This window comes from Colwellia sp. MB02u-6 (genome assembly GCF_014077095.1).
In the GTDB taxonomy this organism is placed as follows: Bacteria; Pseudomonadota; Gammaproteobacteria; order Enterobacterales; family Alteromonadaceae; genus Cognaticolwellia.
Genome location: NZ_JACGVG010000037.1, coordinates 143004 through 169532, shown reverse-complemented (window position 1 = coordinate 169532; position 26529 = coordinate 143004). Strand labels below are relative to the sequence as shown.

23 protein-coding genes are annotated in these 26529 nt (G+C 41.0%); 1 reads left to right on the top strand and 22 read right to left on the bottom strand.

Annotated elements, in window-relative coordinates:
- Positions 1-59 precede the first annotated feature (59 nt).
- Positions 60-908 (bottom strand): M23 family metallopeptidase, encoded by an 849-nt coding sequence (locus H4J46_RS17570; protein ID WP_310650251.1) that lies wholly within the window; start codon positions 906-908, stop codon positions 60-62.
- A gap of 76 nt (positions 909-984) precedes the next feature.
- On the opposite strand from H4J46_RS17570, the gene H4J46_RS14675 reads away from it, so the two are divergent.
- Positions 985-1446, top strand: a complete 462-nt coding sequence (locus H4J46_RS14675; RefSeq protein WP_182234190.1) for a DUF721 domain-containing protein — start codon at positions 985-987, stop codon at positions 1444-1446.
- A 376-nt stretch (positions 1447-1822) separates the two neighbouring features.
- On the opposite strand, the gene lpxC is transcribed toward H4J46_RS14675, so the two are convergent.
- The 21 genes from lpxC to mdh form a co-directional block, all read right to left on the bottom strand.
- On the bottom strand, positions 1823-2740 hold the full coding sequence (gene lpxC / locus H4J46_RS14670; protein ID WP_182234189.1) for a UDP-3-O-acyl-N-acetylglucosamine deacetylase: 918 nt from the start codon (positions 2738-2740) through the stop codon (positions 1823-1825).
- A 136-nt stretch (positions 2741-2876) separates the two neighbouring features.
- The gene (ftsZ, locus tag H4J46_RS14665) at positions 2877-4040 is read right to left on the bottom strand and encodes a cell division protein FtsZ (RefSeq protein WP_182234188.1); all 1164 of its coding nucleotides are present in this window, start codon (positions 4038-4040) and stop codon (positions 2877-2879) included.
- Between the two features lie 111 nt (positions 4041-4151).
- Positions 4152-5387 carry a cell division protein FtsA gene (ftsA, locus tag H4J46_RS14660; protein ID WP_182234187.1) on the bottom strand — a complete coding sequence of 412 codons (1236 nt, stop codon included), beginning with the start codon at positions 5385-5387 and terminating at the stop codon, positions 4152-4154.
- Positions 5388-5392: 5 nt separating this feature from the next.
- A complete protein-coding gene (locus H4J46_RS14655) occupies positions 5393-6160 on the bottom strand; it encodes a cell division protein FtsQ/DivIB (protein ID WP_259365889.1) in 768 nt (255 codons plus the stop codon).
- A gap of 15 nt (positions 6161-6175) precedes the next feature.
- Complete coding sequence (locus tag H4J46_RS14650) at positions 6176-7111, bottom strand: D-alanine--D-alanine ligase (protein ID WP_259365894.1); 936 nt, start codon at positions 7109-7111, stop codon at positions 6176-6178.
- Positions 7111-8517, bottom strand: coding sequence for a UDP-N-acetylmuramate--L-alanine ligase (gene murC / locus H4J46_RS14645; protein WP_259365893.1), 1407 nt, complete (start codon positions 8515-8517; stop codon positions 7111-7113). The genes H4J46_RS14650 and murC overlap by 1 nt, the downstream gene beginning before the upstream one ends.
- A 74-nt stretch (positions 8518-8591) precedes the next feature.
- Positions 8592-9698, bottom strand: coding sequence for an undecaprenyldiphospho-muramoylpentapeptide beta-N-acetylglucosaminyltransferase (murG, locus tag H4J46_RS14640; protein WP_182234184.1), 1107 nt, complete (start codon positions 9696-9698; stop codon positions 8592-8594).
- Positions 9691-10953, bottom strand: coding sequence for a cell division protein FtsW (gene ftsW / locus H4J46_RS14635; RefSeq protein WP_182234183.1), 1263 nt, complete (start codon positions 10951-10953; stop codon positions 9691-9693). Before ftsW ends, murG begins: the two co-directional genes overlap by 8 nt.
- Positions 10953-12347: a UDP-N-acetylmuramoyl-L-alanine--D-glutamate ligase gene (gene murD, locus H4J46_RS14630; RefSeq protein WP_310650250.1), complete on the bottom strand. Its 1395-nt coding sequence runs from the start codon at positions 12345-12347 to the stop codon at positions 10953-10955. Before murD ends, ftsW begins: the two co-directional genes overlap by 1 nt.
- 10 nt (positions 12348-12357) lie before the next feature.
- Positions 12358-13440 carry a phospho-N-acetylmuramoyl-pentapeptide-transferase gene (mraY, locus tag H4J46_RS14625; protein ID WP_182234182.1) on the bottom strand — a complete coding sequence of 361 codons (1083 nt, stop codon included), beginning with the start codon at positions 13438-13440 and terminating at the stop codon, positions 12358-12360.
- Complete coding sequence (gene murF / locus H4J46_RS14620) at positions 13440-14840, bottom strand: UDP-N-acetylmuramoyl-tripeptide--D-alanyl-D-alanine ligase (protein WP_182234181.1); 1401 nt, start codon at positions 14838-14840, stop codon at positions 13440-13442. The genes mraY and murF overlap by 1 nt, the downstream gene beginning before the upstream one ends.
- A complete protein-coding gene (locus tag H4J46_RS14615; RefSeq protein WP_182234180.1) occupies positions 14837-16450 on the bottom strand; it encodes a UDP-N-acetylmuramoyl-L-alanyl-D-glutamate--2,6-diaminopimelate ligase in 1614 nt (537 codons plus the stop codon). The genes murF and H4J46_RS14615 overlap by 4 nt, the downstream gene beginning before the upstream one ends.
- Complete coding sequence (locus H4J46_RS14610; protein WP_182234179.1) at positions 16443-18206, bottom strand: penicillin-binding transpeptidase domain-containing protein; 1764 nt, start codon at positions 18204-18206, stop codon at positions 16443-16445. The genes H4J46_RS14615 and H4J46_RS14610 overlap by 8 nt, the downstream gene beginning before the upstream one ends.
- A gap of 15 nt (positions 18207-18221) precedes the next feature.
- Positions 18222-18536: a cell division protein FtsL gene (ftsL, locus tag H4J46_RS14605; RefSeq protein WP_182234178.1), complete on the bottom strand. Its 315-nt coding sequence runs from the start codon at positions 18534-18536 to the stop codon at positions 18222-18224.
- A gap of 15 nt (positions 18537-18551) precedes the next feature.
- The gene (gene rsmH / locus H4J46_RS14600) at positions 18552-19493 is read right to left on the bottom strand and encodes a 16S rRNA (cytosine(1402)-N(4))-methyltransferase RsmH (RefSeq protein ID WP_182234177.1); all 942 of its coding nucleotides are present in this window, start codon (positions 19491-19493) and stop codon (positions 18552-18554) included.
- A 51-nt stretch (positions 19494-19544) separates the two neighbouring features.
- The gene (mraZ, locus tag H4J46_RS14595) at positions 19545-20003 is read right to left on the bottom strand and encodes a division/cell wall cluster transcriptional repressor MraZ (RefSeq protein ID WP_182234248.1); all 459 of its coding nucleotides are present in this window, start codon (positions 20001-20003) and stop codon (positions 19545-19547) included.
- Between the two features lie 293 nt (positions 20004-20296).
- Positions 20297-21397, bottom strand: coding sequence for an ABC transporter ATP-binding protein (locus tag H4J46_RS14590; protein WP_182234176.1), 1101 nt, complete (start codon positions 21395-21397; stop codon positions 20297-20299).
- A complete protein-coding gene (locus tag H4J46_RS14585) occupies positions 21394-23022 on the bottom strand; it encodes an iron ABC transporter permease (protein WP_310650248.1) in 1629 nt (542 codons plus the stop codon). Before H4J46_RS14585 ends, H4J46_RS14590 begins: the two co-directional genes overlap by 4 nt.
- 24 nt (positions 23023-23046) lie before the next feature.
- Positions 23047-24048 carry an extracellular solute-binding protein gene (locus H4J46_RS14580; protein ID WP_182234246.1) on the bottom strand — a complete coding sequence of 334 codons (1002 nt, stop codon included), beginning with the start codon at positions 24046-24048 and terminating at the stop codon, positions 23047-23049.
- A gap of 206 nt (positions 24049-24254) precedes the next feature.
- Positions 24255-24731, bottom strand: a complete 477-nt coding sequence (locus tag H4J46_RS14575) for a YcxB family protein (RefSeq protein WP_182234175.1) — start codon at positions 24729-24731, stop codon at positions 24255-24257.
- A gap of 337 nt (positions 24732-25068) precedes the next feature.
- Complete coding sequence (mdh, locus tag H4J46_RS14570; protein ID WP_182234174.1) at positions 25069-26004, bottom strand: malate dehydrogenase; 936 nt, start codon at positions 26002-26004, stop codon at positions 25069-25071.
- Between the last annotated feature and the right edge of the window lie 525 nt (positions 26005-26529).

Below are 26529 nucleotides of genomic sequence, written 5' to 3'. Positions count from 1 at the left end.
ATTGTAATGCCAGTTCTATTTTAAACAACTGAAATTAGAGCAAAAGTTATCATTTTGCATTATTTTGCTTTACGATAAACATATTTTTTTGGATCTATTTGTCGGTTATTACGTAAAATTTCGTAGTGTACGTGTGGCCCTGTCGAGCGTCCTGTACTGCCCATTTTGCCAATAACTTGACCTTTGTTAACTACATCACCAACAGATACTACTATAGTTTTATTATGACCGTAGCGAGTTTTTAAACCATCACCATGATTAATCTCAATTAAATTACCATAACCGTAACGAGAACTCGCCCAACTTACCACACCTGATGCCGTGGCAATAATGTCATCGTTTTCACTGCCGGCAAAATCAACACCTTTATGCATGGCAGGTTTACCATTAAAAGGGTCTTTACGTAATCCGAAATACGATGACAACCAACCTTTAGTAATTGGTCGACCAGATAAATACCGAGTGTTTTCTATATGGTGCCCAAAACTAACAGATTCAAGCATTTTTAATTGTTTTTCTTCATGTTCAAGTGTTTCTGCCAGTACGTCTATACCTTGGCTCAATTCGGCTAAACTTTTTTGCTTAACGTGATCAACCTGATACATTGGGCCACCGCTAGGCGGCGCTTGTTGAAAATTAAATTCATTATCTGGAATGCTAGCTTCATCTGCTAAGCGATCGCCTAAAGCATTTAACCTCAACACTTGGCTTTGTAACTCAGCCAATTTCATGGTTACTGCGGTTACTTGGCTGTTGACTTTAAAGTTATCAATAATGGGTAAACTTGACAGGAGATAAGCCGGATTTTGTGGTACGTCATCTGCTGAAGCAATTAAATGCACAATAAGCCCAGAAACCAAGGCAAAGGCAACGAGAGCAGATAGCCAATGCAACTTATTTAGCTTCATTGAAAATCTAACGTTCTTTCCACGGTATAGTAATGTTAAACTCATATATCATTTATCATTTGTTCAGAGCTGACCTATGGCACGAAAATCTAGAATCCCCACAGACATGTCAGCGCTGTTTAATTCAACGTCAGGCACTTTGGCACAAATAGCCGCAAAAACCAACTCTTTAACCGTATTGTCGGACATTGTACGCCAAATTTGCCCAGACCTACCAGCCGATGTCTTCAAAATAGCTAATTTCAAAGCGAATGCCATTATTATTGAGGTAAAATCTGCTGTTTGGAGCCAACGTTTACAATTTGAAAGAATGAATATTTGCCGCGAACTCACCCAAGTGACTAACAATGAGTTTAATCAAATAGAAATAAAAATCACACCTTTTCGACATAAAGTGCCGGAAAAAACGGTTATCCCCAACGCTATTAATTCAAAAATTTCAGCCGCTACTGCCGCAGATTTATTAAAAATCGCGGCAACTGCGCCTGAGAGTTTACGTAAAAAAATCGAAAAGTTAGCTGCCCACGCTAATAAATAGTTTGCTATAAGCAAGTTAGCAATCACTTTTAGCAATGTATTTTAGCCATAGTTTGTTGCAGTAATAACACTGATAACAGCAATAAAGGTTGTATCTCTTTGTGCTATATCCAATAATATTAGCTGTTTAGCTGCCAGCGTTAAGACATAAACCCAAGGGATTAAAATCCAACCTAGACTTAAGACTACGAAGGCTTAACCGGTGCTTTGACGCCTGCAAATAGTTTACAGCCTTGAGCCGGTGTTTTCTAAATCAAACTTCAGTCTGCCAAAACCACAGCGAACAATTAACCGAGCTGGCTATGAACAGTCTGGACATAAAAAAACCAGTACATCGACTGGTTTGATTTATGGGCCTTTGCCAATAAGCGGCGGGATTAAAAAGCAGCCGCATTAATCTCTTGAAATTCAATAGGTGATTGAACTGTATCTTCGTACGTAACCCATTCAAAACAATCAACTTGTTTAAATACTTCACGTAACAAGATGTTATTGAGAGCATGGCCAGATTTAAAGGCATTAAATTCACCTAAAATACTCACACCACCCATATACAAATCACCAATGGCATCAAGAATTTTATGTTTTACAAATTCATCATCATAGCGCAGGTCATCTTTATTAAGCATACGGTATTCGTCTAACACGATAGCATTTTCTAAGCTGCCACCCAGGGCTAAATTATGAGAGCGTAAAAACTCAATATCTTTCATAAAACCGAAAGTACGCGCACGGCTAATTTCTTTGATAAATGAACAACTTGAAAGGTCCATACTCATCGATTGACAAGTATTTACAATAACAGGGTGTTCAAATTCAATTGCAAAATTGACTCGAAAGCCTTCATAAGGCTTCAGTTCGGCCCATTTATCGCCTTCTTCAACACGTATTGCTTTTGTAATACGTAAAAAACGTTTAGCAACATTTAACGTTTCAATGCCAACCGACTGAATTAAGTAAACAAAAGGTAAAGCACTGCCATCCATAATTGGAATTTCAGATGAGTCAACCTCAACAATAAGGTTGTCAATACCTAAGCCTGCAACAGCAGAAAGCAAGTGTTCGACGGTGGAGATCTGAACACCTTGCTCATTCACTAAACACGTACATAAAGTAGTTTCACCGACAGCTTCCGGTGTCGCGGGGATATCGACAACGGGATCTAAATCAACTCGGCGAAAAATAATACCGGTGTTAGCGGGTGCAGGACGGAGAGTAATCTGCACCTTTTCACCTTTATGTAGCCCTACACCAATAGCAGAGACACTTTCTTTTAACGTACGTTGTTTAATCATAAATAGCCTTCTTAAGCCTATATTTTTGTATTAATTAGCCGCCACTGGATAAGCGGAGACGTAATATATCAAAAAAGCCTAACAAAATCAAAATCCCAAATTTTTAGTAGTATTCAATTAGCTTCACTGACCCGTATTAATCGGCTTGTTTGCGTAAAAATGCTGGAATATCTAAATAATCATCAAGCTCTGTTGCTGTCACTCTTTGCGCTTGAGCATTTGCTTCTGGCATAGTGACCGGGTTTGACGATAACTCTGGCTGTGCGCTTGGTGTATAATCACCACCAACCACTTGCGGCTCTGCGATCGGTGTTGGGTTAACTAACGTAATATCAGGCTTGCGATCAGCACCAATACCCGTGGCAACAACAGTTACTCTTAGTTCATCTGTCATTTCCGGGTCAATAACTGCACCAACCACCACAGTAGCGTTTTCAGAAGAAAAGGCTTTAACGGCATTACCAACAGTTTCAAACTCATCAATACTAATATCCATACCGGCTGTAATATTAACCAATATGCCACGAGCTCCTGCCAAATCAACATCTTCAAGTAATGGACTTGAAATTGCAGCTTCTGCTGCCTCTTCTGCACGATCAGGACCTGATGCTGTACCTGAACCCATCATCGCCGTGCCCATTTCAGACATCACAGTTCTAACATCGGCAAAATCAACGTTTATGAGTCCTGGACGAGTAATAAGTTCAGCAATACCTTGAACTGCACCTAATAAAACATCATTGGCTGCTTTAAAAGCATCTAACAAACTGGTGCCAGGCCCTAAGACTTTTAATAGTTTCTCATTAGGAATAGTGATCAGTGAATCAACACTTTTTGATAAAAATTCAATGCCTTGATCGGCATAATTCATCCGTTTTTTGCCTTCAAATGGGAATGGCTTAGTCACTACCGCAACAGTCAAAATACCCATTTCTTTCGCTATTTCAGCAACCACAGGCGCGGCGCCTGTTCCTGTACCTCCACCCATACCTGCGGCGATAAACACCATGTCTGCACCTTTAAGTGCTTCTTTGATGGTTTCTCTGTCTTCTTCTGCACTAAGACGACCAATTTCAGGGTTAGCGCCAGCGCCTAGACCTTTGGTCACATTATGGCCTAGCTGCAAAGTCACATTAGCGCCCGAATTGCGTAGTGCTTGTGAATCGGTATTTGCGGTGATAAATTCAACACCTTCTATGGTTTGTAACACCATATGTTCTACCGCATTGCCACCACCACCACCAACACCGATGACTTTGATAATTGCTTCTTCGTTATGATCTTCCATTAATTCAAACATTTATTATCTCCACTTTTTGTTACGTTTTGTTCCACCAAAACTCTTTTTACTTTCTAAGACCAATACCATTAAATAATTGGCACTGGCCTAACTAGCCGCCAAAGCAGCTAATTAAAATTCACCTTTAAACCAAGCAAGTACTTTCGAGCCGATGCTCCCAACTGATTCACTTTTCTTTTGCTCTTTATTTTTTTGCTGATGAGCCTGCATACCGTAATGCAACAAGCCAACTACCGTTGAATATGTGGGGTCGTTGACATACTCTTTCAATCCACAGACATCAAAAGGCTTGGCAACGCGTGCTGGCATTTGAAACACTTCTTCAGCAAATTCAACCACACCTTCCATTTTGGCTGTACCACCCGTTAATACGTAACCCGCAGCAATTTGCTCTTCTAAACCAGATTCACGTAATTCTGCTTGGATTAGTTCAAATAATTCCTGATACCTAGGCTCAACAACTTCTGCTAATGTATGACGTGACATAGACCGCGCAGGACGTCCACCCACACTAGGCACTTCAATATTTTCTTCCATACTCACCATTTGGCGTAATGCGCAAGCATACTGAACTTTAATGTCTTCCGCGTGGCTCAGTGGCGTGCGAAAAATTTTTGCAATGTCGCTAGTCACTTGATTGCCCGCTACGGGAATTACCGCGGTATGACGTAAAGCTCCACCGGTAAAAACCGCGATATCCATGGTGCCAGCGCCCATATCAACAATACAAATGCCCAGCTCTTTTTCATCATCCGTTAATATTGCATAGCTAGAAGCCAGCGCAGAAAAAATCAGTTGATCAGCTTTTAAATCACAACGTTCAACACATTTAACAATATTTTTTGCCATGTCATTGGCACAAGTCACGATATGAACCTTTGCTTCCATTCGTACACCTGACATACCAATCGGGCTTTTAATACCGTCTTGACAGTCAATACTGTATTCTTGTGGCAAAACATGTAGCATCCGACGCTCGGCAGAAATAGGGACTGAACGGGCAGTATGTATAACGTTATCAACGTCGTCTTGCATAACTTCTTTATCGTTAATAGGCACCATACCGTTCTCATTTTGACAACTAATATGTTTACCCGAAATACCAAGATATACCGACGTAATATGGCAGTCAGCCATCAATTCTGCTTCATTAATAGCCCGCTGAATTGACTGAATAACTAGGTTTAAATCATTAACGCCACCTTTATCCATGCCACGTGCCGGTTGATTACCAACACCAACAATACTCAGCTGGTTGTCAAGCGTGATTTCACCAACTGCTACTGAAATTTTTGACGTTCCAATATCTAATCCAACCACTAAATTTCTTTCAGTTATTTTTGGCATTAAGGCTAAACTCTTTCTTTATTATTCGCGGCTTTCCAACCAACGGCTAGACCAGTATCGTATCTCAGATCAACATAATCGACTTGTTGATCCTGCTTTTTATTCAATTTAATTTCCGGATAAATGTCCATAAAACGCTGTATGCGTTCTACACGATTATCACGTCCTAAATTAATGGTCACACCATCATTTAAGATTAACTGCCAAGCAAAACGCTCAGTTAGTACTAATTCATCAATGGCTAGTTGGCTAAAATCTAATAGTTTGTTCAAGTTTCTAAAGTTCTTTAAGGCTATTTGTTCACTACCTTCTGGACCAAAAAATGCGGGTAATTGCTTAACAAGACGTTGCACATCAGCCTGAAACGCTTTGCCATTAGCGTTAAGTAGAAAATCACCATTCCAGTGGGCAATAGGTTTTTGGTCAACAACATAAATTTTCAATTCATCAGGCCACTTTTTCCGTACTGAAACGGAATAAACCCATGGCAACTTAGCCACTTTTTGCTGAACATCGTTGACATCTAAGTTGAAAAAATTGCCTAAATGCACTTGTTCTATCGCACGTTCAATATCTAATCGCGTGGTATATGGCATTTCACCGGCAATCGCAATTGAGGTAACCGGTGCTGACTCTTCCGAACTTAAATTTTTATTGAGAAAGATACCAAACGATAATATTGCGACAATAACAGCAACGAAAAACGCTACACCTAGCCAAAATGACCAGTGTAAGTTTGCCACTTCTTCCTTTAAAGGCAGTTGTTTTTCCATTGCCGGAACCATATTTTACAAAGCCCCTTGTGCGCTTATAGCGACGATTTCTGTCACTAATTCACTAAAGCTTAAGCCGTGAACTTTAGCGGCTTTGGGTACTAATGACGTTTCTGTCATACCAGGTACGGTGTTAACTTCTAATATCTGCCATTGATTTTGGCCATTGCGCATAATATCTACCCGGCCCCAGCCTTTTGCACCGGTTGCATTAAAAGCTCTCAAGGCAATATTTTGTACCTCTGCCTCATCATCTGCTGATAACGAACACGGACAATGATATTGCGTACTAGTAGATTTATATTTCGCATCGTAGTCATAAAAATCGTGCGGCGTTTCCATATGAATCACTGGCAAAGGTGTTTGGCCCAGAATGGCGACGGTATACTCAGGGCCTTGCACCCAAGCTTCGACTAATATTTGTTGGTCGTAGTTAAAGGCGGCCATAAGTGCTTGATGCAATTCTTCGCTATTATTTGCCTTTGACATGCCAATACTTGAGCCTTCATTGGCGGGTTTAACCATAACAACAGCGCCTAGCTGCTGTGAAATTTTTGTCGCGTCACCCGGTTGATAGTCAGTCTTACTGACAATGGCAAAGGCAGGCGTAGGTAAGTTCATCGCTTGAAATACTTGCTTGCTACGAATTTTGTCCATTGATAGTGCAGAGCCAAGCACATCAGAGCCAGTGTAAGGTATATTCATATATTGCAGCGCACCTTGCACGCAACCGTCTTCGCCACCACGACCATGTAAAGCAATAAAAACACGATCAATATCTAATGTTGCTAAATCACTTAAGCAATAATTTTGAGTATCAATTAATTGCACATTAAAACCGGCTTCGGTTAAGCCTTTTGCAACCGCTTTACCCGAATTTAGCGATATCGCTCTTTCTGCTGATGTGCCACCATATAAGACGGCTAATTTTTGCTCGATTAAAGGTTTCATCATAGTGCCACCGTTAATTTTTTATCTGTCGCTAAATTATTGGCAATAGTACCGATATTGCCAGCACCTTGAGTAATAACCATGTCGTTGTCACGTAACTGTGCTGCCAATAATTCAGCTAATTTGTCACTGTCGCTGACATAAATTGGTTCAATTTGGCCGCGTTGACGAATACTGCGCGCTAAACTTTTACTGTCGGCGTTGGCAATGGGCGTTTCACCCGCACCATAAACATTAAGTAAAAATAAGCAATCAACCTCAGATAACACTTCGACAAAGTCTTCATAAAGATCACGAGTACGCGAATAGCGATGCGGTTGAAATACCATCACCAATCGTTTTTCAGGCCAGCCATTTCGCATGGCCGCTATAGTGGCTTTTACTTCTGTTGGGTGATGACCATAATCATCTATGAACATCATTTCGCCTTGCTCTGTGCGTAAAGTTGGTAATTGTTCAAAGCGTCGACCAATACCAGCAAAGTTTTGTAACGCTTGCTGGATAGCGTTATCGGCAACACCTTCATCAATGGCAACGGCCACACCGGCTAAGGCGTTTAAAACATTGTGCTCACCTGGCAAATTAACGCTAATGGCCAAGGGTGCGTGGTCTTTGCGCTCAACAACAAATGAACTAACGCCGGCCGATTGTTGATATTTCGTGGCTCTTACATCGGCATCTTGACAAAAACCATAGGTAATAACCTGGCGACTAATGCGCGGTAATATTTCTCGCACCGCTGGATTATCTAAACACACCACGGCTAAACCATAAAAAGGCAAGTTGTGGAGAAACTCGATATAGGTGTCTTTAAGTTTCTCAAAATCACCTTGATAAGTCTCCATATGGTCTTCGTCGATATTGGTGATCACAGAAACCATAGGTTGTAGATGTAAGAAAGACGCATCGCTTTCATCAGCTTCTGCGATCAAATAACGGCTACTGCCTAAACGCGCATTGGTGCCTGCGCTATTAAGTAAGCCACCAATCACAAAAGTAGGGTCTAAATTTGCCTGAGCAAAAATACTCGCAATTAAACTCGTGGTGGTGGTTTTACCATGGGTTCCCGCAATGGCAATGCCGTGGCGAAAACGCATGAGCTCTGCCAACATTTCAGCGCGACGCACCACCGGAATACGTTGTTGATGCGCAGCAAGCAGCTCTGGATTTTCAGCATTAATCGCTGTTGACACCACAATAACGCTCGCATCGTTTACGTTATCTTGATGATGACCTAAGGTGATTTTTGCACCCAAGGATGTTAGGCGTTTAACGACTTGATTTTCACCAAGGTCGGATCCGGTAATTTGATAGCCTTCATTTAGCAAAACTTCAGCGATACCGCCCATACCCGCACCACCAATACCCACAAAGTGGATGGTTTTGACCCGACGCATTTCCGGCATCCTATTACTGGCATTATTTGATGCTGTATTGCCTAAGCTTGCGCCGCTGTTGCTTGCTGTTGTCATTGCTTTACTCATGTGTTTGCCACTTCAATACAAGCTGTTGCTACCAGGTTAGTGGCATCAGCATGGGCAGCGTTGTGTGCAGCTTTAGACATTTGCTGCAGCACTTTGTTGGATATAAACAAACTATTAAGCATTTGTCCTAGTGTTGTACCATTAAATTCTTTTTGGGCAATTAATTTTGCCGCGCCACAGTTAACCAGATACATAGCATTCTTGGTTTGATGATCATCAACCGCATGCGGCAAAGGCACAAATATAGCGGGCTTTGCTGCCATCGCTAATTCAGACACAGTTAATGCGCCCGCTCGGCAAATAACTACGTCCGCCCATTTATAAGCAGCTGCCATATCATCAATAAACTCTGTGACCTTAACCTTCTCTTCTGGTAAACCGTAATCTTGATAACTCTTTAACACTGACTGTTCATTGCCGCCACCGGTTTGATGCCAAACATCAATACTTTGCACTTTAATTTGCTTCATCGCTTGTGGCACAACATCATTGAGTATTTTGGCGCCTAAACTACCACCAACCACTAATACTTTTTTGCTGGTTGCCGGTTTTTCAGGCATCACGTTTTCAATGGCGATAATCTCGCTACGCAATGGGTTGCCAACCACCTTTGAGGTGACTCGATTGCTAAATGCGCCCGGAAACGCGCTTAACGTTCTGGTGGCTAAATACGACAGAAAGCGATTACTCATGCCCGCAACAGCATTTTGTTCATGTAATACCAAGGGAATACCTAATAACCATGCTGCCACACCACCCGGTGCACTGGCATAGCCGCCCATACCCAGCACCACATCAGGCTTAACTTTGCGCAGTATTTGAATTGACTGTAGTACAGATTGCAAAATTTTAAACGGTGTTTTCAACCACGTTTGCCAGTTTTTATTACGCACGCCAGCCATATTGATAAATGAAATGGGAAAACCATTTTTTGGTACCAATTCCGCTTCCATGCGCTCAGCGGTGCCAAGCCAATGGATATTCCAGCCCTGCTTTACTAGGGCTTGTGCAACCGCAATACCTGGAAATATATGACCACCGGTTCCACCTGCCATTACTAGCAGTGTTGGGCGCTTTACTTCATGACTTGTCTGTTCAGTCATTTTCGCTCTCAATAATTTTTGTTTGATGCACTTTTCTGGGTTTCTTCTTGCTATCTTTATAATCACCAGTCGTGCGACTAGTGGCTTGAATACTTTGCAAGCGAATTTCGTGGTCAATGCGAATCAGAATCACTATAGCAAGGGTCATAATAATCATTGAACTACCACCATAACTGATCAGCGGCATTGTTAAGCCTTTGGTTGGCACTACACCTGCACTCGCACCGATATTAACCGCTGCTTGAAAGCAAAACCAGATACCAATGGCATAGGCAAAAAAACCTTCAAAATACTTTTTTTGATTAACCGCTTTTCGACCTAGCAGCAAAGCTTTAAAAACCAAGGTCATACTTAACAGTAAAATAACACTAATACCGACAAAACCAAACTCTTCTGCCAGTACAGCCATGACAAAATCAGTATGTGCCTCTGGCAAATACTCTAATTTTTGTACGCTATTACCTAAGCCTTGACCAAATGTTTCACCGCGACCATAAGCCATCAGTGATTGAGTGAGCTGATAACCACTACCAAAAGGGTCTTTCCATGGGTCGAGAAAGCCAGTTACCCGTGCCCAACGATAAGGTGAGAAATACGCCAACATGGTCAATAAAGTAATACCCACACCTGATATGGCAATAAACTGCCATAATTTTGCACCAGCTAAAAACAACAAACCAAACGTGGTAACAAACATCACAATAATAGTACCTAAATCAGGCTGCATTAATAACAAACCACTTAATAGACCAAAAACCATTAAAGGTTTGGCAAAGCCTTTAATATTTTCCATTACCTCATTACGGCGCCTAACTAAGTAAGCAGACAAATAACAAAAGAAAAAAAGTTTAGCCGGTTCTGCGGCTTGTACCGTTATCGGTCCGACGCTAATCCAACGAGTAGCACCATTAACATTCCGACCAATAACTAAAACAACCACAAGTAAAATAACAGCGATTAACAGTAACTTACTGCTGTATTGGTGCCAACGATGCATAGGTATTTGCAAGGTAAAGGCGGCAACACCCAGACTAAGTATGATATAAATCATATGGCGGGCAATGAAATGAAACGGGTTGTCAAATAAACGTTCAGCAATCGGCATTGATGAACTTGCTACCATAATTAACCCTATAATATACATACTAAACGCAAGCATTATGTAGCTACGATCAAAGGTCTCCACCGTTCTTTCCTCGGTTTGGAACCATGGCGGTGAGGCCCATTGTGATAAATTAGCAAAAGATAGCGACATTACCTTTGCTCCTGATGCGTTAATACTGACGTGATAAATACCACGCCCCGTTCAACGTAGTTAGCAAACATATCTAAACTGGCACAGGCCGGGGATAGTAAAACCATATCGCCGGCCTTTGCCTGTGTTCTGGCCAGTGTTACTGCCGCTGCTAGCGAATCAACGTGCGAGGTTTTATCGGCTTGGCTTGATAAGCGTAACGCGGCAATAGCAAGGCCATCTTTGCCGAGCGTGATCAAGTAATCTACGTGTTGAGTTAAGGCTTGAGATAATGGAGAAAAATCAGCACCTTTACCATCACCGCCGGCAATTAAAATCAGTTTATTCTCGGATAAGGTGGGTACTAATCCTTCAATGGCGGCCAGTGTTGCACCAACATTGGTAGCTTTTGAGTCGTTAATCCAACGAATACTGTCATTTGTTTCAATCACTTCACAACGATGTGCTAAACCTTTGAAGGTCATTAAACAGGCCAACATGGCTTTTAAATCCCAACCGGCACATTTTCCTAACGCCAATACGGCTAAATAATTTAAAGCATTATGACGACCTTGTAATGGCAATTCAGCTAAAGAACATAATGGCTGGTCACCTAACATTAAGTGGCTAATACCCTGATGCTCTGCAAGACCAAAATCACCATTTTGTGCGCGGTCGCTACCAAAACTTAACCGCTCACTATCGCTATAGCAGGCTTTAGGCAGAGTAGCCTTGTCATCACGATTATAAAGCGCATAGGTACAGTATTGATAAATGCTTTGTTTAATTGCGCCATAATTTTCAAGGGTTTTGTGACGATCTAAATGGTCGTCACTTAAGTTCAATACAGTGGCGGCTAGTGCCTGCATACTTTTTATTGTTTCAAGCTGAAAACTTGATAGCTCTAACACAATAAAATCAGCAACCTCTTGATCTATTTGATCCAGTACTGGCAAGCCAATATTACCACCTAACTGCACGCGGTAACCTAAGGCATTACCAACGTAATTTAACATTGAAACAACGGTAGATTTACCATTGGAGCCAGTAACCGCTAATATCGGCGTATCACTTAATCGGCAAAACAATTCAATATCACCAATAACATCACAATTTTTAGCTATGGCATGACGAATAGCAGGCTCAGCCATATTAATGCCTGGACTAACAATCAAAATATCGGCTTGGGCTATCAATGCTTGCTCCCAATGGCCAAGTACTAAGGTATTATCAGCAAATTGCTGTTTAAAATCACCGGGAGAAATAGGCATTGCCCGGCTGTCGTTTACGGCAAAAGAAATTTGATGACGATGTAAAAAGCGCGCGCACGACAAGCCCGTTATCCCAATACCTAAGATCACGATTCGCTTATGGGCTAATTGCGTCGTTACCGACTGTTGCAATTGTTTATTCACGCGTCTATTTTTACCTTAATTTCAAGGTTGCTAATCCAACCAAGACTAAGACTAAAGAAATTATCCAAAAGCGCACAATCACTCTTGGCTCGGGCCAACCTTTTAACTCATAATGATGATGAATGGGTGCCATACGAAAAATTCGTTGCCCACGCAACTTGTATGAGCCAACCTGCAAAATAACTGAGAGCGTTTCTATCACAAAAACGCCACCCATAATAAATAGCACTAACTCTTGCCTAACTAACACAGCAATAACACCTAGCGCTGCGCCTAAAGCAAGCGAGCCAACATCACCCATAAAAACTTGCGCAGGGTAAGTGTTAAACCATAAAAAACCTAAACCAGCACCAACAATAGCGGTACAAACCACCACAAGTTCACTCGCTAAAGCAATGTGGGGAATATGTAAATACTCAGAAAAATTGGCATTACCTGTCATATAAGCGAATATTGCAAACGCACCTGCCACCATAATAGTTGGCACAATAGCCAGACCATCAAGACCGTCTGTCAAGTTAACAGCATTACTGGTGCCGACAATCACAAAATAGACTAAGCCGATATAGAGCAAGCCTAACTGAGGTAACACATCTTTAACGAATGGAATTAATAACGTAGTTTCTTCAGGGCCTTGAGCAAACTGGTATAAAAATATAGCGGTTGCCAAGCCGACTATGGTTTGCCAAAAATACTTCCAACGGGCAATTAAACCATTGGAGTCTTTGCGAATAACTTTACGGTAATCATCAACAAAACCAATTAAGCCAAAGCTGACCAACACAAACAACACCACCCAAACATAGGTATTGGTTAAGTCAGCCCACAATAAAACACTGACCACAATTGACGCTAAGATTAGGAGACCGCCCATAGTTGGCGTACCCGATTTTACTAAGTGACTTTCTGGACCATCGTCACGAATTGTTTGGCCAATCTGCATGTTTTGCAGGGCGCGGATCAATTTAGGACCAAAATATAACGAGATAATCAAGGCGGTAAGCGTTGAGATGATCGCTCTAAAGGTTAAATAAGAAAAAACATTAAAGAATGAATAATACGGGGTGAGATACTCACCTAACCAAAGTAACATTATGCCTGCTCCTGCATAGTCTGACTGTTATGCCATTTAATAATATCAGCCACTACGTATTCCATATGAGCACTGCGCGAACCTTTAACTAATAATGTCACTTGCTGTTCTTCATCTTGAAGTAACTGTTGTAAACGTGACATGAGTTTTTCTTTGCTACTAAAATGTTGTGCCTGTGTATTGCGCCCTTGATAAAAAGCGTCAGAGGCATTTTGACTTAATACGCCTAAGGTCAACAAATCATCAATCTCTTTACTTTTTGCATGTTCACCAACTTCTTGATGGTAACGACGTGCTGCACCACCTAGTTCCCCCATATCACCAAGAATAAGTATCCTACGCCCTGGGTAGCTAGCCAATAAATTTGATGCGGCATTGATTGATTCAACATTGGCGTTATAGCTATCGTCGATCAGCTTAATCTTGCTACTCAGTTGATGGAGATTCAAACGCCCTTTCACGGCAGGCATAGCCGCTAAACCCAAGCGAATATCATCTAAACTGGCACCAAACTCTAACGCTATCGTTGCAGCCGCAACCGCATTGCAGACGTTATGGTGGCCTGGCACAGTAAGTTCAATATCAATATTACCGATTGGCGTTATTAACTGAAAAATCGCACAGCCGTTATCATCTAAAACTTCTTGATGACTATAACAATCTGCACTGCCTTGACAGGAAAAGCGCCGTACTTGTTTATCAGTTAAGCGCCACTGCCACTTATCAGCCCACGGGGTGTCTTGGTTATAAATCGCCACACCACCGACGTTTAAACCAGAAAAAATTTCACCTTTCGCTCTGGCGACTCCACATAAATCGCCAAAGCCCTCTAAGTGGGCCGCGGCGATATTATTAATTATGGCAACATCTGGCTTGACTAGCGCAGCGGTATAAGCAATTTCGCCAATATGATTAGCGCCTAATTCGATCACCGCAAAGTCATGCTTTTGCTCTAGTCGTAATAACGTCAACGGCACACCGATATCGTTATTAAAATTTCCTTTTGTGGCTAACACATGGCCTAAACGATTTAAAATCGCTGCCACCATTTCTTTTACCGTAGTTTTACCGCTACTACCGGTGATCGCGACGGTTTTTGGCGCCACTTTTTCTTTAACATAAGCCGCAATATCGCCTAGTGCTTGATGGGTGTCTTTAACCAGGATTTGCGCAATATTAAGCTTATCTTGAGCTTGCTCGACTATAACAGCGCTACAGCCAAGTTCGCTGGCTTGGCTTAAAAATTTGTGGCCATCAAAATTTGGTCCGTGCAAGGCTAAAAAAACATCACCTGCCTTTAATGCTCGACTGTCGGTGCTAATGGCATTAATGGTGAGATTTTCACCAATTAATTGGCCATTAACAGCTTGAGATAACTCAGTTAAGGATAACGAGATCATAACGTTAGCTCTTTTTCTAGTGAGTAGAATGCTTTTACAATAGCGCGTTCATCATAATGACGTTTTTCATTGCCAAAAATGATGTAGTCTTCATGGCCTTTACCAGCACAAAGAATGACATCATCGGCATCGGCTTGTTTTAATGCCATTAATACAGCAGTTTTTCTATCTAATATTTTTTCAAAGCGAGTGGTTATTCCTAGGCCAGCAATAATATCGGCGGCAATAGCCTCAGGGTCTTCGCTGCGTGGATTATCGTTGGTAATGATGATGTGATCGGCTTTACTTTCTGCCACCTTAGCCATCAATGCTCGCTTACCAATATCACGCTCACCACCACAGCCAAACACTAGCCATAACTTGCCATGACAGTGCAAACGACAGGCATCTAACGCACTAGATAATGCGTCGGGGCTATGAGCATAATCAACCACAGTGGTCGGTTTACCCGTAGACGAAAAAGCTTCCATACGGCCCATAATCGGCACTAGTTGGCTAATCGCGCTAGCAATAGTGGTTAGCGCTATATTTTCGATTATCAATACGGCAATCGCCGCTAAAAGATTTTCAACATTAAAATCACCTAGCAACTGACTACGAATTTCAGCTTGGCCTTGCTCAGTGTTGAGCGTGAAACTCACACCGTTCGTGTGATGCTCAACATTTAGTGCTTGGGCAAAGCGCGCAAAGTTAGCGATATTTTCACCTCGACCATAAACCGCAACAGGCTGTAATCTTGGCCAATGTGCTAACCAACTTTGCGCTTGTGGGTCATCACCATTAATCACTGCCATTTGCTGATCATCACCGGTAAATATTGCTCGCTTAGCCGTCGCGTATTCAGTCATAGTTTGATGGTAATCTAAATGATCACGGCTTAAGTTAGTGAAAACTGCAGTGTTAAATAGGCTTGCACTGACGCGTTTTTGCGCTAGGGCGTGTGATGATACTTCCATTGCTACGTCAGTAATTTTTTCTTCAGCAAATAATGCCAGTAGTTGATGTAACTCTGTCGCACTCGGCGTCGTGTTTTCAATGGTTGTTAAGTTCGCAGGCTTGCCAGCACCATTAGTGCCAATAACCGCACAATTTTTCTGACAAGAATCTAATAAGTGGGCAATAATTTGGCTGGTACTGGTTTTGCCATTAGTGCCAGTAATACCAATGATATTTAAATATTGCTGAGGCGTGTTATAAAACGCTTTTGCTAGCTCGAATAACTCATGGTTAAGTTGAAAGTAACTTAACCGGGGTATCGCATTACCTGATGCCTGTTGACACCAAGTGAGTTGACCATGTTCTGATGACTCGGTAGTTTCTTGCAATATCATCGCACAATTCGCGGCCAGCGCCTGAGCAATATATTCGCGACCATCGCGCAAGCTGCCAATCACCGCACAAAATACATCACCGGCAATAAGTGCTCGTGTATCGTTGACTAAATTAGCCTTAGTAGCATTCGCTTGCTCAGTAAAAAGGGCTTTAAGTTGAGTTAAATCATTTGCTGTTAGCGATATTTTACCCAAGCTTAATACTGCTTCGATAGCAGCAAAGTTTTTAGCAGCAAGGTTTATGGCTTGATTTGAAACGGTTAAAGCGTGATCAGACATGATCATGCTCCTTAGGTGAACTTTTCGCTTTTTGCTCTGCTTGCACTGAGGATACTCGAGTGTTGTCATCAGGCGGCACATTAAGTAGTCGTAGTGTGCCTTTCATAATTCGTGAAAAAACTGGTGCAGCCACTTCACCGCCATGATATAAGTCACCAGCGGGATCATTTATCACCACTACCACGGCAATTTCGGGATCTGAGATCGGTGCTATACCGGCAAACAAACCAACATAATCATCACCATAACCACCGGCAAATGCTTTAATCGCTGTACCACTTTTACCCCCAACACGATAACCATCAACTTTTGCAACGGTATAGCGTTGATTAACCACATTTTCCAACAACTCGACAACATTTTGACTATTTTCAGCTGAGAAAATACGTTCATGTCTTTGCTTCGCTAGCGATGCTGCATCTTGCTTTAAAATCGTTAAGGGCATTTTAATACCGCCATTAGCCAATGTGGTATAAAAACGCGCCAACTGAATAGGAGTGATGGCTACGCCATGGCCCCAAGACAAAGTGGCTAACTCAAATTTTGACCAACGCGGCCTATCATGCATCATGCCTGAACTTTCACCGACCAGGCCAGTACCTGTGTCTTCAGAAAAACCCGCGTCAAAAAATTTATCGATAAGGTAATTTTTTGGTACAGATAACGCCAACTTAGTGGTACCCATATTAGAAGAATTTACTAATAACTCTGATAGGGTAATTTTGCCAAGGTAACGTGGATCAGAGACACGACTGCCTCCTAAACGCATCCAACCGGGATAAGTATCAATAATGCTATCTTTTTTTATACTGCCAAATTCCAAGGCTGTTAGTACCGTTAGTGGCTTCATGGTTGAACCCGGCTCATAGATATCGGTAATAGCACGGTTACGAAAACGATGAATAGCAACACCAGAGCGATTATTTGGGTTATATGACGGGCTGTTAACTAGCGCTAAAACTTCACCGGTGTTGACATTGGTGACCACTGCCGAACCTGATGTCGCTTTAAACGCCTTCACTGCGCCTTTTAATTCACGATAAGCGAGTGTTTGAATACGTTGATCTATACTCAAGGTGATTTTTTCTGGTGGTGTGACCGCTTTGACCGATAATATTTCTATTTTTCGACCTTTGGCGTCTTTACGATATTTTTTTTCGCCATTTTCGCCAGTCATCAATTGATCATAAACGCGCTCAACCCCTTCAATGCCTTTATCATCAACATTGGTGAAGCCAACAAGATGAGCACTTATTTCACCCGCCGGATAAAAGCGTTTAGATTCTTTGCGTAAATAAATGCCAGGAATTTTCAATTCTTGAATATAAACGGCCATAGCTGGGGCAACTTTACGTTCAATATAAACAAAACGTTTACTGGGATTTTCAATTACCCTTGCTTTTAATTCACCAACCTCTTGACCCAAGACATCAGCCAAAGCCTGCCAATGTTTTATCATAGACAAGGCATTAGTATCGGAAATAATTTTAGGATCAGCCCAAACCGTATCTACTGGCACACTGATGGCTAATTCATAACCATTACGGTCAACAATCGAGCCGCGTTGCACCGTTTTAGTATTGGTACGCAACGAGCGATTGTCGCCCTGTTTTTTCAACATCTCAGGCTCAAATACTTGAATGTACGCTGTACGAGCCATCAAGCCAGCATAAATAAGCACAACAGCAGCTAGCACAACGTAAAAACGCCATGCTACCGTATTTGGATTAAGTTCTGCTGGTTTTTTCATTGCCATACCCGTGGTAATAAATCATGGTAATTTAATAATAACTTCCGAGCTTGCATCTGGCCTTGTCATATTAAGTTGCTTTGCTGCACTGCTTTCTATCGCGCTGTGTTCGGCTAAGCTGTTTTGTTCTAGTATTAAGTAGCGCCATTCAATTTCTAAGGCGTCACGCTCCGTTAATAAAACTTCAATTTTACTGGTGGTTTGTCGGTTTAAGTGGGTAAAATAAATAACTGAAAATGCTGATATCAACACCAATAATACAACGCCATAAATAGCTAAATGGCGTTGTATATCATGCCAAATATCAAAAAATAACACTACTTTTTTGGTTGCCATACTAACGCACCATGATTAGCGCGCCAGTCTCTGTGCAACCCTTAATACTGAGCTGCGAGAGCGAACATTTTCTTCCACTTCATCTTTACTGGGCTTTAACCTACGACCAATTAAGCTCAAGTTTTTACCCTTATTCAATTCTTCTTCGCTAATGGGTAGACCCCGTGGCACTTTTCTACCTTGCGAATGCTTTTTCATAAACTGTTTCACTAACCGATCTTCAAGCGAGTGAAAACTGATCACAACCAAACGACCATCGGTGGCCAATACCGACAAAGACGCAGACAATACTTTTTCAATTTGCTCTAACTCACTATTAATATAAATGCGAATTGCTTGAAAACTACGTGTTGCAGGATGCTTTTTCATTTCTCTTTGTGGTGCTGTTTTCTTAATTAACTGCGCTAACTGTCCAGTACGTGTCAGCGCATTTTCTTCACGCTCGTCAACAATGGCATTAGCAATTCGCCAAGCATGTTTTTCCTCACCAAAGGTTCTTAGCACCCAAGTAATATCTTCAACGTCGGCAACTGCTATCCACTCGGCAGCTGTTTGGCCACGTGTGGTATCCATTCGCATATCGAGTGGGCCGTCTTTCATAAAACTAAAACCACGTTCTGCTTCATCAAGTTGCGGAGAGGACACGCCAAGATCAAGTAAAATACCGTCTATTTTTTCAGTTAACTGATGCTTCTCAACAATCATCTGTAAATCAGCAAAACCGTGATGTTCGATAATAAAACGCTTATCGGCGGCATATTTTTTTGCCGCTTCTATCGCGGTTAAATCTCTGTCTATCGCGATCAAACGTCCATTAGGACCCAAATTATCAAGAATTAAACCTGAATGTCCGCCACGGCCGAAGGTACAGTCGATATAAGTACCCTCTGGTTTTATCGCCAATCCAGAGATTGACTCGGCCAGTAAAACTGAAATATGTGCATTATCATGTTGCATTATAAATTTATCAACGCCATCTAGTTATCATTATTTTCATTTAACAATTTATCATAAAGATAAATCAAGTAATCGGTCAGTGAGCTCTATTTCACCTGACTGAATTTGTGCAATGCCTTGCTGCATTTGGTTTTGCCAAGCGCTATCATTCCAGATTTCAAACTTTCTCAACTGACCTACCAACATCAAGTTTTTTTTCAAGCCTGCATGTTGGCGCAGTGGGCCATTAATTAATAAACGGCCACTTTTATCGATTTCGCAATCTGAGGCATTACCTAATAACACTTGTTGTAATAAACGCTCTTGTGGATTCATACTCGACAATTCACAAAGCTTTAATTCTATTTCTTCCCATTCGGGTAGTGGATATAACAATAAACACGGATGTTGAGTATCTACAGTACAGACCATTTTTCCTTGGCAATCAGCAAATAACTCCTCGCGATACCGAGTAGGTATAGTGATTCTATTTTTGCTGTCGAGTGTTATCGCACTAGTGCCTCTGAACATAATCCACTTTAATTGTTTTGGGATCACCTGCGATCCACTAATTTCCACTTTTTACCACATTGTTACAGTTTAGTGAGTAAAGTAAACTTATGTCAAGTAAAGTTTTTGCAAATCCATAGCGCTGAATGCCTGTAAATAAAGGCTTTGAGGGAAGTGAATGAAATTGTGCACTTTTGTGGTTCTGACACCCAATTTAGACTAAAATTAGCTTCTTTGTGACTAAAAAAGCCATTTTAGTGTTAACAATTAGTGATAATAAACCCACCCTTTTTAACTGGAAAAAATCTGCCTATTCAAGTGGTGCGGGTATATAAGTTAAAGTCTTCGCCCTTTAACTTTATCGCTAATTTATCACCTAAGGCAAACAGTTCTTGGCTATAAAAGCTCAGTTGTGAGAAAGCTAGTACGCTATTTTTCTCAATACTACTGAGTAAATAGTGATAGCCTTGTTCGGTTACACCGATATGTTCAACGATGACATTACTGCCCTGTTGCTCGCATAACTCAATATTATTGGGTTTAACCAATAATTGGTAATTAAGTGCTGAGTCACGCTTGTTATCTGCTGGTGCATTAACGATAGCACTCGGCGCTAATTGACCAATCAAGCTTGTTACTTGTGCGGGATTATAATCCGCCAGTAATGCTACCGGCAGCCAACTACCCAGTTGTAAAAAATCAGCAACTTGCCAACTATTAGGCTGCTGGCAAACCTGAGCAGGAGAGCCAATTTGCAGCACCTTGCCTTGATGCATAACGGCAATTTTATCCGCAAAGGTGAACACTTCATCTTTATTATGAGTAACAAAAATAGCGGTCATACCCAAACGCTTTAATAGGCGCCTGATTTCAATCATTAATTCATTACGTAGCCTGGCATCAATATTTGAAAAAGGTTCATCAAGTAATAATAAACTAGGTTGTGGTGCTAAAGCACGGGCGATAGCGACTCGTTGCTGCTGACCACCGGATAATTGATGTGGGTAACCTTGTCCAAAATCAGTTAATTCAAGTAAAGTCAGTAACTCTTTACAGCGTTTATTTTGCTCTGTTTTCGTTAGCTTTTTCAGGCCAAAGCAAATATTTTCATTAACGCTAAGGTGAGGGAACAAAGCATAATCTTGAAATATCATCCCGATATTACGTTGTTCTGCCGGCAACATGGCTGCAGTACTGACTTTTATTTGCTGATTATTGCTGGCGTTAATTTCAATGGTGCCCGCACTTTGTGCGACAAAACCCGCTAAGGTGTTTAGTAAGGTTGTTTTGCCACAACCGCTAGGTCCAACCAGTCCTAATATTTCACCTTTAGCCAATGATAAATCAACTTGCGTTAAAATCACTGTTGCTTGTAATTTAACGGCTAAATTTTCAATATTAATCAGTGGTTTCACGGGGTGTCCTTCTGGCGGTTGAGAATAATAATTGGCAATAAGCCAAATAAGACAATTAAAATAGCGCCTAACGCGCCCTGCTCTAAACGTTCATCTGAGATAAGCTGATATACCTGCGTACTCAAGGTTTCAAAATTAAATGGTCGCAATAGTAGTACCGCAGGTAACTCTTTCATGGCTTCAACAAAAACTAACAACCAAGCCACCAAAATAGATGATTTTAATAACGGTAGATGAACGCGAAAAATAGCTGACAAGGTGGTTACACCTAAACTCGCTGGTGCTAAATCAAGTGATTTTGGAATTTGCTCTATACCGGCGCTAATGGTGCCGTTGGCAATAGCTGAAAACCTGACGATATAAGCAAAGACAATTGCAAAAACAGTGCCTGACAATATTAATCCAGGCGCGGTAAAACCTAACGCCTTAGCCACGTCGTTTATAGCATGATCTAATGGGCCAAAAGTGGCTAGCATGGCCATCGCAAGCACAGTACCTGGAATAGCATAACCAAAACCAGAAATTTGCACTGGGAACATCCGAAGGCGGCTTTGATGTAAACGTTGAAATAAAGCCAGTATTAAGGCAATGGATGTAGCTATGGTCGCTGTATAAGTCGCAATTTCAATACTGTTTTTACCGGTCACAATTAATGCCACAAGCTGTTGATAATCCGCATAATCTATCACCATCACTAGCAATAAAATAACAGGTAATAAAAAACCAGCAAAGACTAAAAACCAACAAAAGATACTGCCAATGATTTGCTGAGCTACACTAAGCTGCTTACGCTGGTGTTGGGTATTTGGCCGGCTTGATTGATGTCGCTGCCCGGCTCTGGCCCGTTGCTCTGCGACGACAATAAATAAAATAAATAACATCAGTACACTGGCTAATGCGTTAGCAGCGGCAAAATCACTGTAGCCAAGCCAAGTATCATAAATAGCTGTAGTTAACGTACTGACAGCAAAATATTGCACGGTTGCAAAGTCGGCTAATGTTTCCATGGTGACTAACGCTAATGAAACAGCAATAGCCGGACGAGCTAAAGGTAAAGTCATCTGAAAAAAACTTTGCCGCTCGGTACAACCCAATAACCGACTTGCTCTTAACAAGTTACGGTCCTGTTGCTCAAAAGCGGTGCGTGTCAACATGTAAACATAAGGAAACATGACCAAGGAAATAACAACAGCTGCCCCCCCTATGGTTCTAATATCAAAAAAGTAATAATCATTGGGTGATTGCCAATCAAACCACGCGCGCAATAACCGTTGCACAGGGCCAGCATAATCAAATAAATCGGTATATAAATAAGCGACTAAATACGCAGGCATTGCTAGCGGTAACATCAGCAACCATCTTAACTGCTTGCCCATAACAATATTAGTTTGGCTAATAAGAGCAGCTGCCGGCACACCAAAGCAAAATGATAACAAGGCTACCAACAGCCCAAGTATCACAGTATTGCGGATATATTCAGGTAATACCGTGGCCCATAAATGGCTAAAAAGATCGCTGGACGCATTAATGCTGCCCAGTAACATCACCACAATTGGCAACATTAAGGCTAAAGCAAAAAACCAGCTGAAGAATTTCCAACTGGTGTTTTTATTACCGGTGAGCACGAGGCGAGAACTTAATGATAAGCGTTATAAATCAAACTTTGCTTTATCCAGTAAAATCAGAGCAGCTTTACGGTGTTTAGCAATAGTTTCTAGCGGTAAACTGTCGGCTTTGAACTCTCCCCAAGCAGCGACTAATTTAGAAGGCTTTACCCCTGGGCGTACAGGGTATTCCATGTTAGTTTCTGCGTACATTTTTTGTGCCGGCGCTGACACTAAAAAATTCATTAATGCTAATGCATTGGCTTTATTTGGCGCGTATTTTGCCATCGCCATTCCAGAAATATTCACATGGGCACCACGATTATTTTGATTTGGGAAGTTAATATAAACCGCCTCAGCCCAAAGCTTTTGTTTTTCATCTTTGAGCATATTACCAAAGTAATAACTATTACCTAACGAGATGTCACATAAGTTTTGGTGAATAGCTTGCACTTGTGCACGATCACTGCCTTGTGGTTTACGCGCTAAATTGGCTTTAACTTTTTGCAACCAAGTAAGCGTATCTGCTTCACCGTGTTCTGCAATCATAGAAGCCACTAAAGCAACATTGTAAGGGTGCTTACCACTGCGAGTACAAATTCGACCTTGGTATTTTTCATCCGCAAGATCTTCATAATTGAAGTCAATTTTACCTAATCTTTTTGCTGAATAAATATTTCGTACCCGTGTAGTTAACGCATACCAAGTATTGTCAGCAGCTTTAAATTGCGCAGGAATTGCCGCACTTAATTCAGCAGATTGAGTCGATTGTAATAAGCCATTATCTTTTAATTCAATTAAACGGCTAATATCCGTGGTTAATAAGATATCTGCCGGACTGTATTCACCTTCACGTGTTAGACGTTCGGCCATACCTTTTTTGGCAAAAACTACATTAACCTTAATACCGCTTGCTTTAGTAAATTCATTAAATAAAGGTTCAACCAGAAACGGTTGACGGTAAGAGTAAACATTAACCTCGTCGGTTGCTGCCACATTAAGACTTGCAACTAAAAGTGCAACTAATACCAAAGGAGAAAGCCAGATTTTATTCAACGTGAAGCCCGCCTAAATAATCAAAAAATTGATGGATTTATATTTTCCGTCAGACTAATGAAGATACTGAACACTGTCAAGGTTTTTGAGAATTATTCTCATTCAACTTTCAGCGCTTTTTATTAAAACTTTACTAAACTAGGAAGATAAAAAGTTGTTCAGGAAAATTCATAAGCATGACCGCTTATCTATCACTATTAGCTAATTTTAGCCTGTAAAAAAGCCTGAGCTGACGCATTGAGGCAACGATTAGAAATATAATGCCTAAATGAATTATGACTAATTAGCCAACCATGATCTGTGGGTGTTATTCGCTCTATATCGCTAAACTTCATCTTGTTGTCGTTATAAAATGACGATATATGCACACTGTCTACATCAATTTTTAAGCTCACCTCAGCTTTCGCTACTTTACTTAACATCTGACGTGCAATCCACCACGCTTTTTTATAACGACTACTGACAATTTCTAACAAGCCTAAAGAGAAAATAAACCAAGCGGCGTACGGATTAAGCTCGGAAAACATCACCAACAATGCACCTATCAATAGCAAAAATGCGCCTTTACCATATAGCGCAGCAAAAGTTGGCACTGGTACCGATTCATCATAGCATTCACTAAAATGAGATTTGTCTAATATAAATGTTGTTTCGTAACTAAAGGACTGAGTCATATTACAGTTATGTTTAATAAGGTTATCTGCATTTTACCAATATTTTGGCATTATACTAGTACCATTAAATTTGTGACTTTGTTGTGCGCAGGAAAAATAAACCTAAGCGGTTCACTTTATTTCTAATCTGGAGTTTATCCCCGTTCCACTTCAGAAGCCAGTGTCGAAGTTAGGTTATAAAATCAGCTTAAAAGGTGCTTAAGAAAGTTGCGACTAAAGCTTTTGATTTATTATCTGTTTTTCAAAATAACCTTATTAATATAACAGCGGTTTCAACAAAATCTAGACAACAAAAAACCGCGTTAGACGCGGTTTTTAAAGCAAAAATTATAACAAATTAGCCGTTGATATAATCAACGCCTTCTTTGATATCAGCTTTTAATGTTGCAAGCATGTCATCTTTTGCATTTTGTTCAAATGCACTTAGCTCGCCGTAAGGTAATATTTCAGCAATACCATTAACACCTAAACGTATTGGGTGAGCGAAATATGCCGCATCGCCGCCTTCAACGTCTACGTAAGCGTAATCGACAACACTTTCACCTTGTAAACCTTTAACTAAAGATAAACAAAAACGAGCAGCAGCAGCGCCCATTGATAGCGTAGCAGAACCACCACCCGCTTTAGCATTGACAACTTCCGTACCGGCATTTTGAATACGAGGTGTTAAAGCCGCAACTTCTTCATCAGAGAAAGTTACACCTTGAACTTGTGAAAGCAGTGGTAAAATTGTGGTACCTGAATGGCCACCAATTACTGGAATTTTAACTTCACTTACGTTTAAGCCTTTTAATTCAGCAATGAAAGCTTCAGAGCGAATAACGTCAAGCGTTGTAACACCAAAAACGCGGTTTTTATCGTAAGTACCGGCTTTTTTGAAAACTTCAGCAACAATTGGCACAGTACCGTTTACTGGGTTAGTAATAATACCAACTAGCGCTTTAGGGCAATTTGCAACAATGCCTTCTGCTAAGGTTTTAATAATACCGGCATTAACAGCAAATAAATCGGCACGGTCCATACCAGGTTTACGTGGCATACCGGCTGGAATAATAACGATATCCGCTCCAGTAAGGGCACCGGCTAAATCATCAGCACCAAAACCAGCAACTTTTACTGCTGTTGGTATGTGTGATAAGTCAACGGCAACACCTGGAACAACTGGTGCAACGTCATATAAAGATAACTCAGAACCTGCAGGTAATTGAGTTTTTAATAGTAAAGATAACGCTTGGCCAATACCACCAGCAGCGCCTAGCACAGCAACTTTCATTTGATGTCTCCAGAAATTTGAGTAATTACGTAATAATTTGTCGGCCAAAAGATATAGTAAAAATGGCCAAAAAACAATGATTTTACCAAACAGATTAATTTATTGTACAACTTAGCGCCTTTGAATGAATTTAGCACAAGCAAAATATTTTATAGATAATTATGCTCAGATTTACGCGCTGAGTCGCCTGACCTAGGGTATTCATTCAGCAGTCTATGAAATTTATTTTCAAGGTTGTAAGTTTACAACTAAATATCCAAAGGACCCGTTTATAAAACTTATATTCGGTATTATTGATTTTAATAAAGATCCCACACAGCCACAGCTTCAACCTTGAACTATAAACTCGTGCCTCTAAGGTTTCCTGCTCAATAGCTTAGCCAAATGGGTATATACCTAAACAGTTAAATTTTTTTGCTCGACTTAACTTAGCCAGATTGGACTTAACTGAGTAAGCTCAACAAACTTAATTGAGTCGGTAGACTAAGAATTATTAACCTGTATTGACTTATAATGATAACGTAT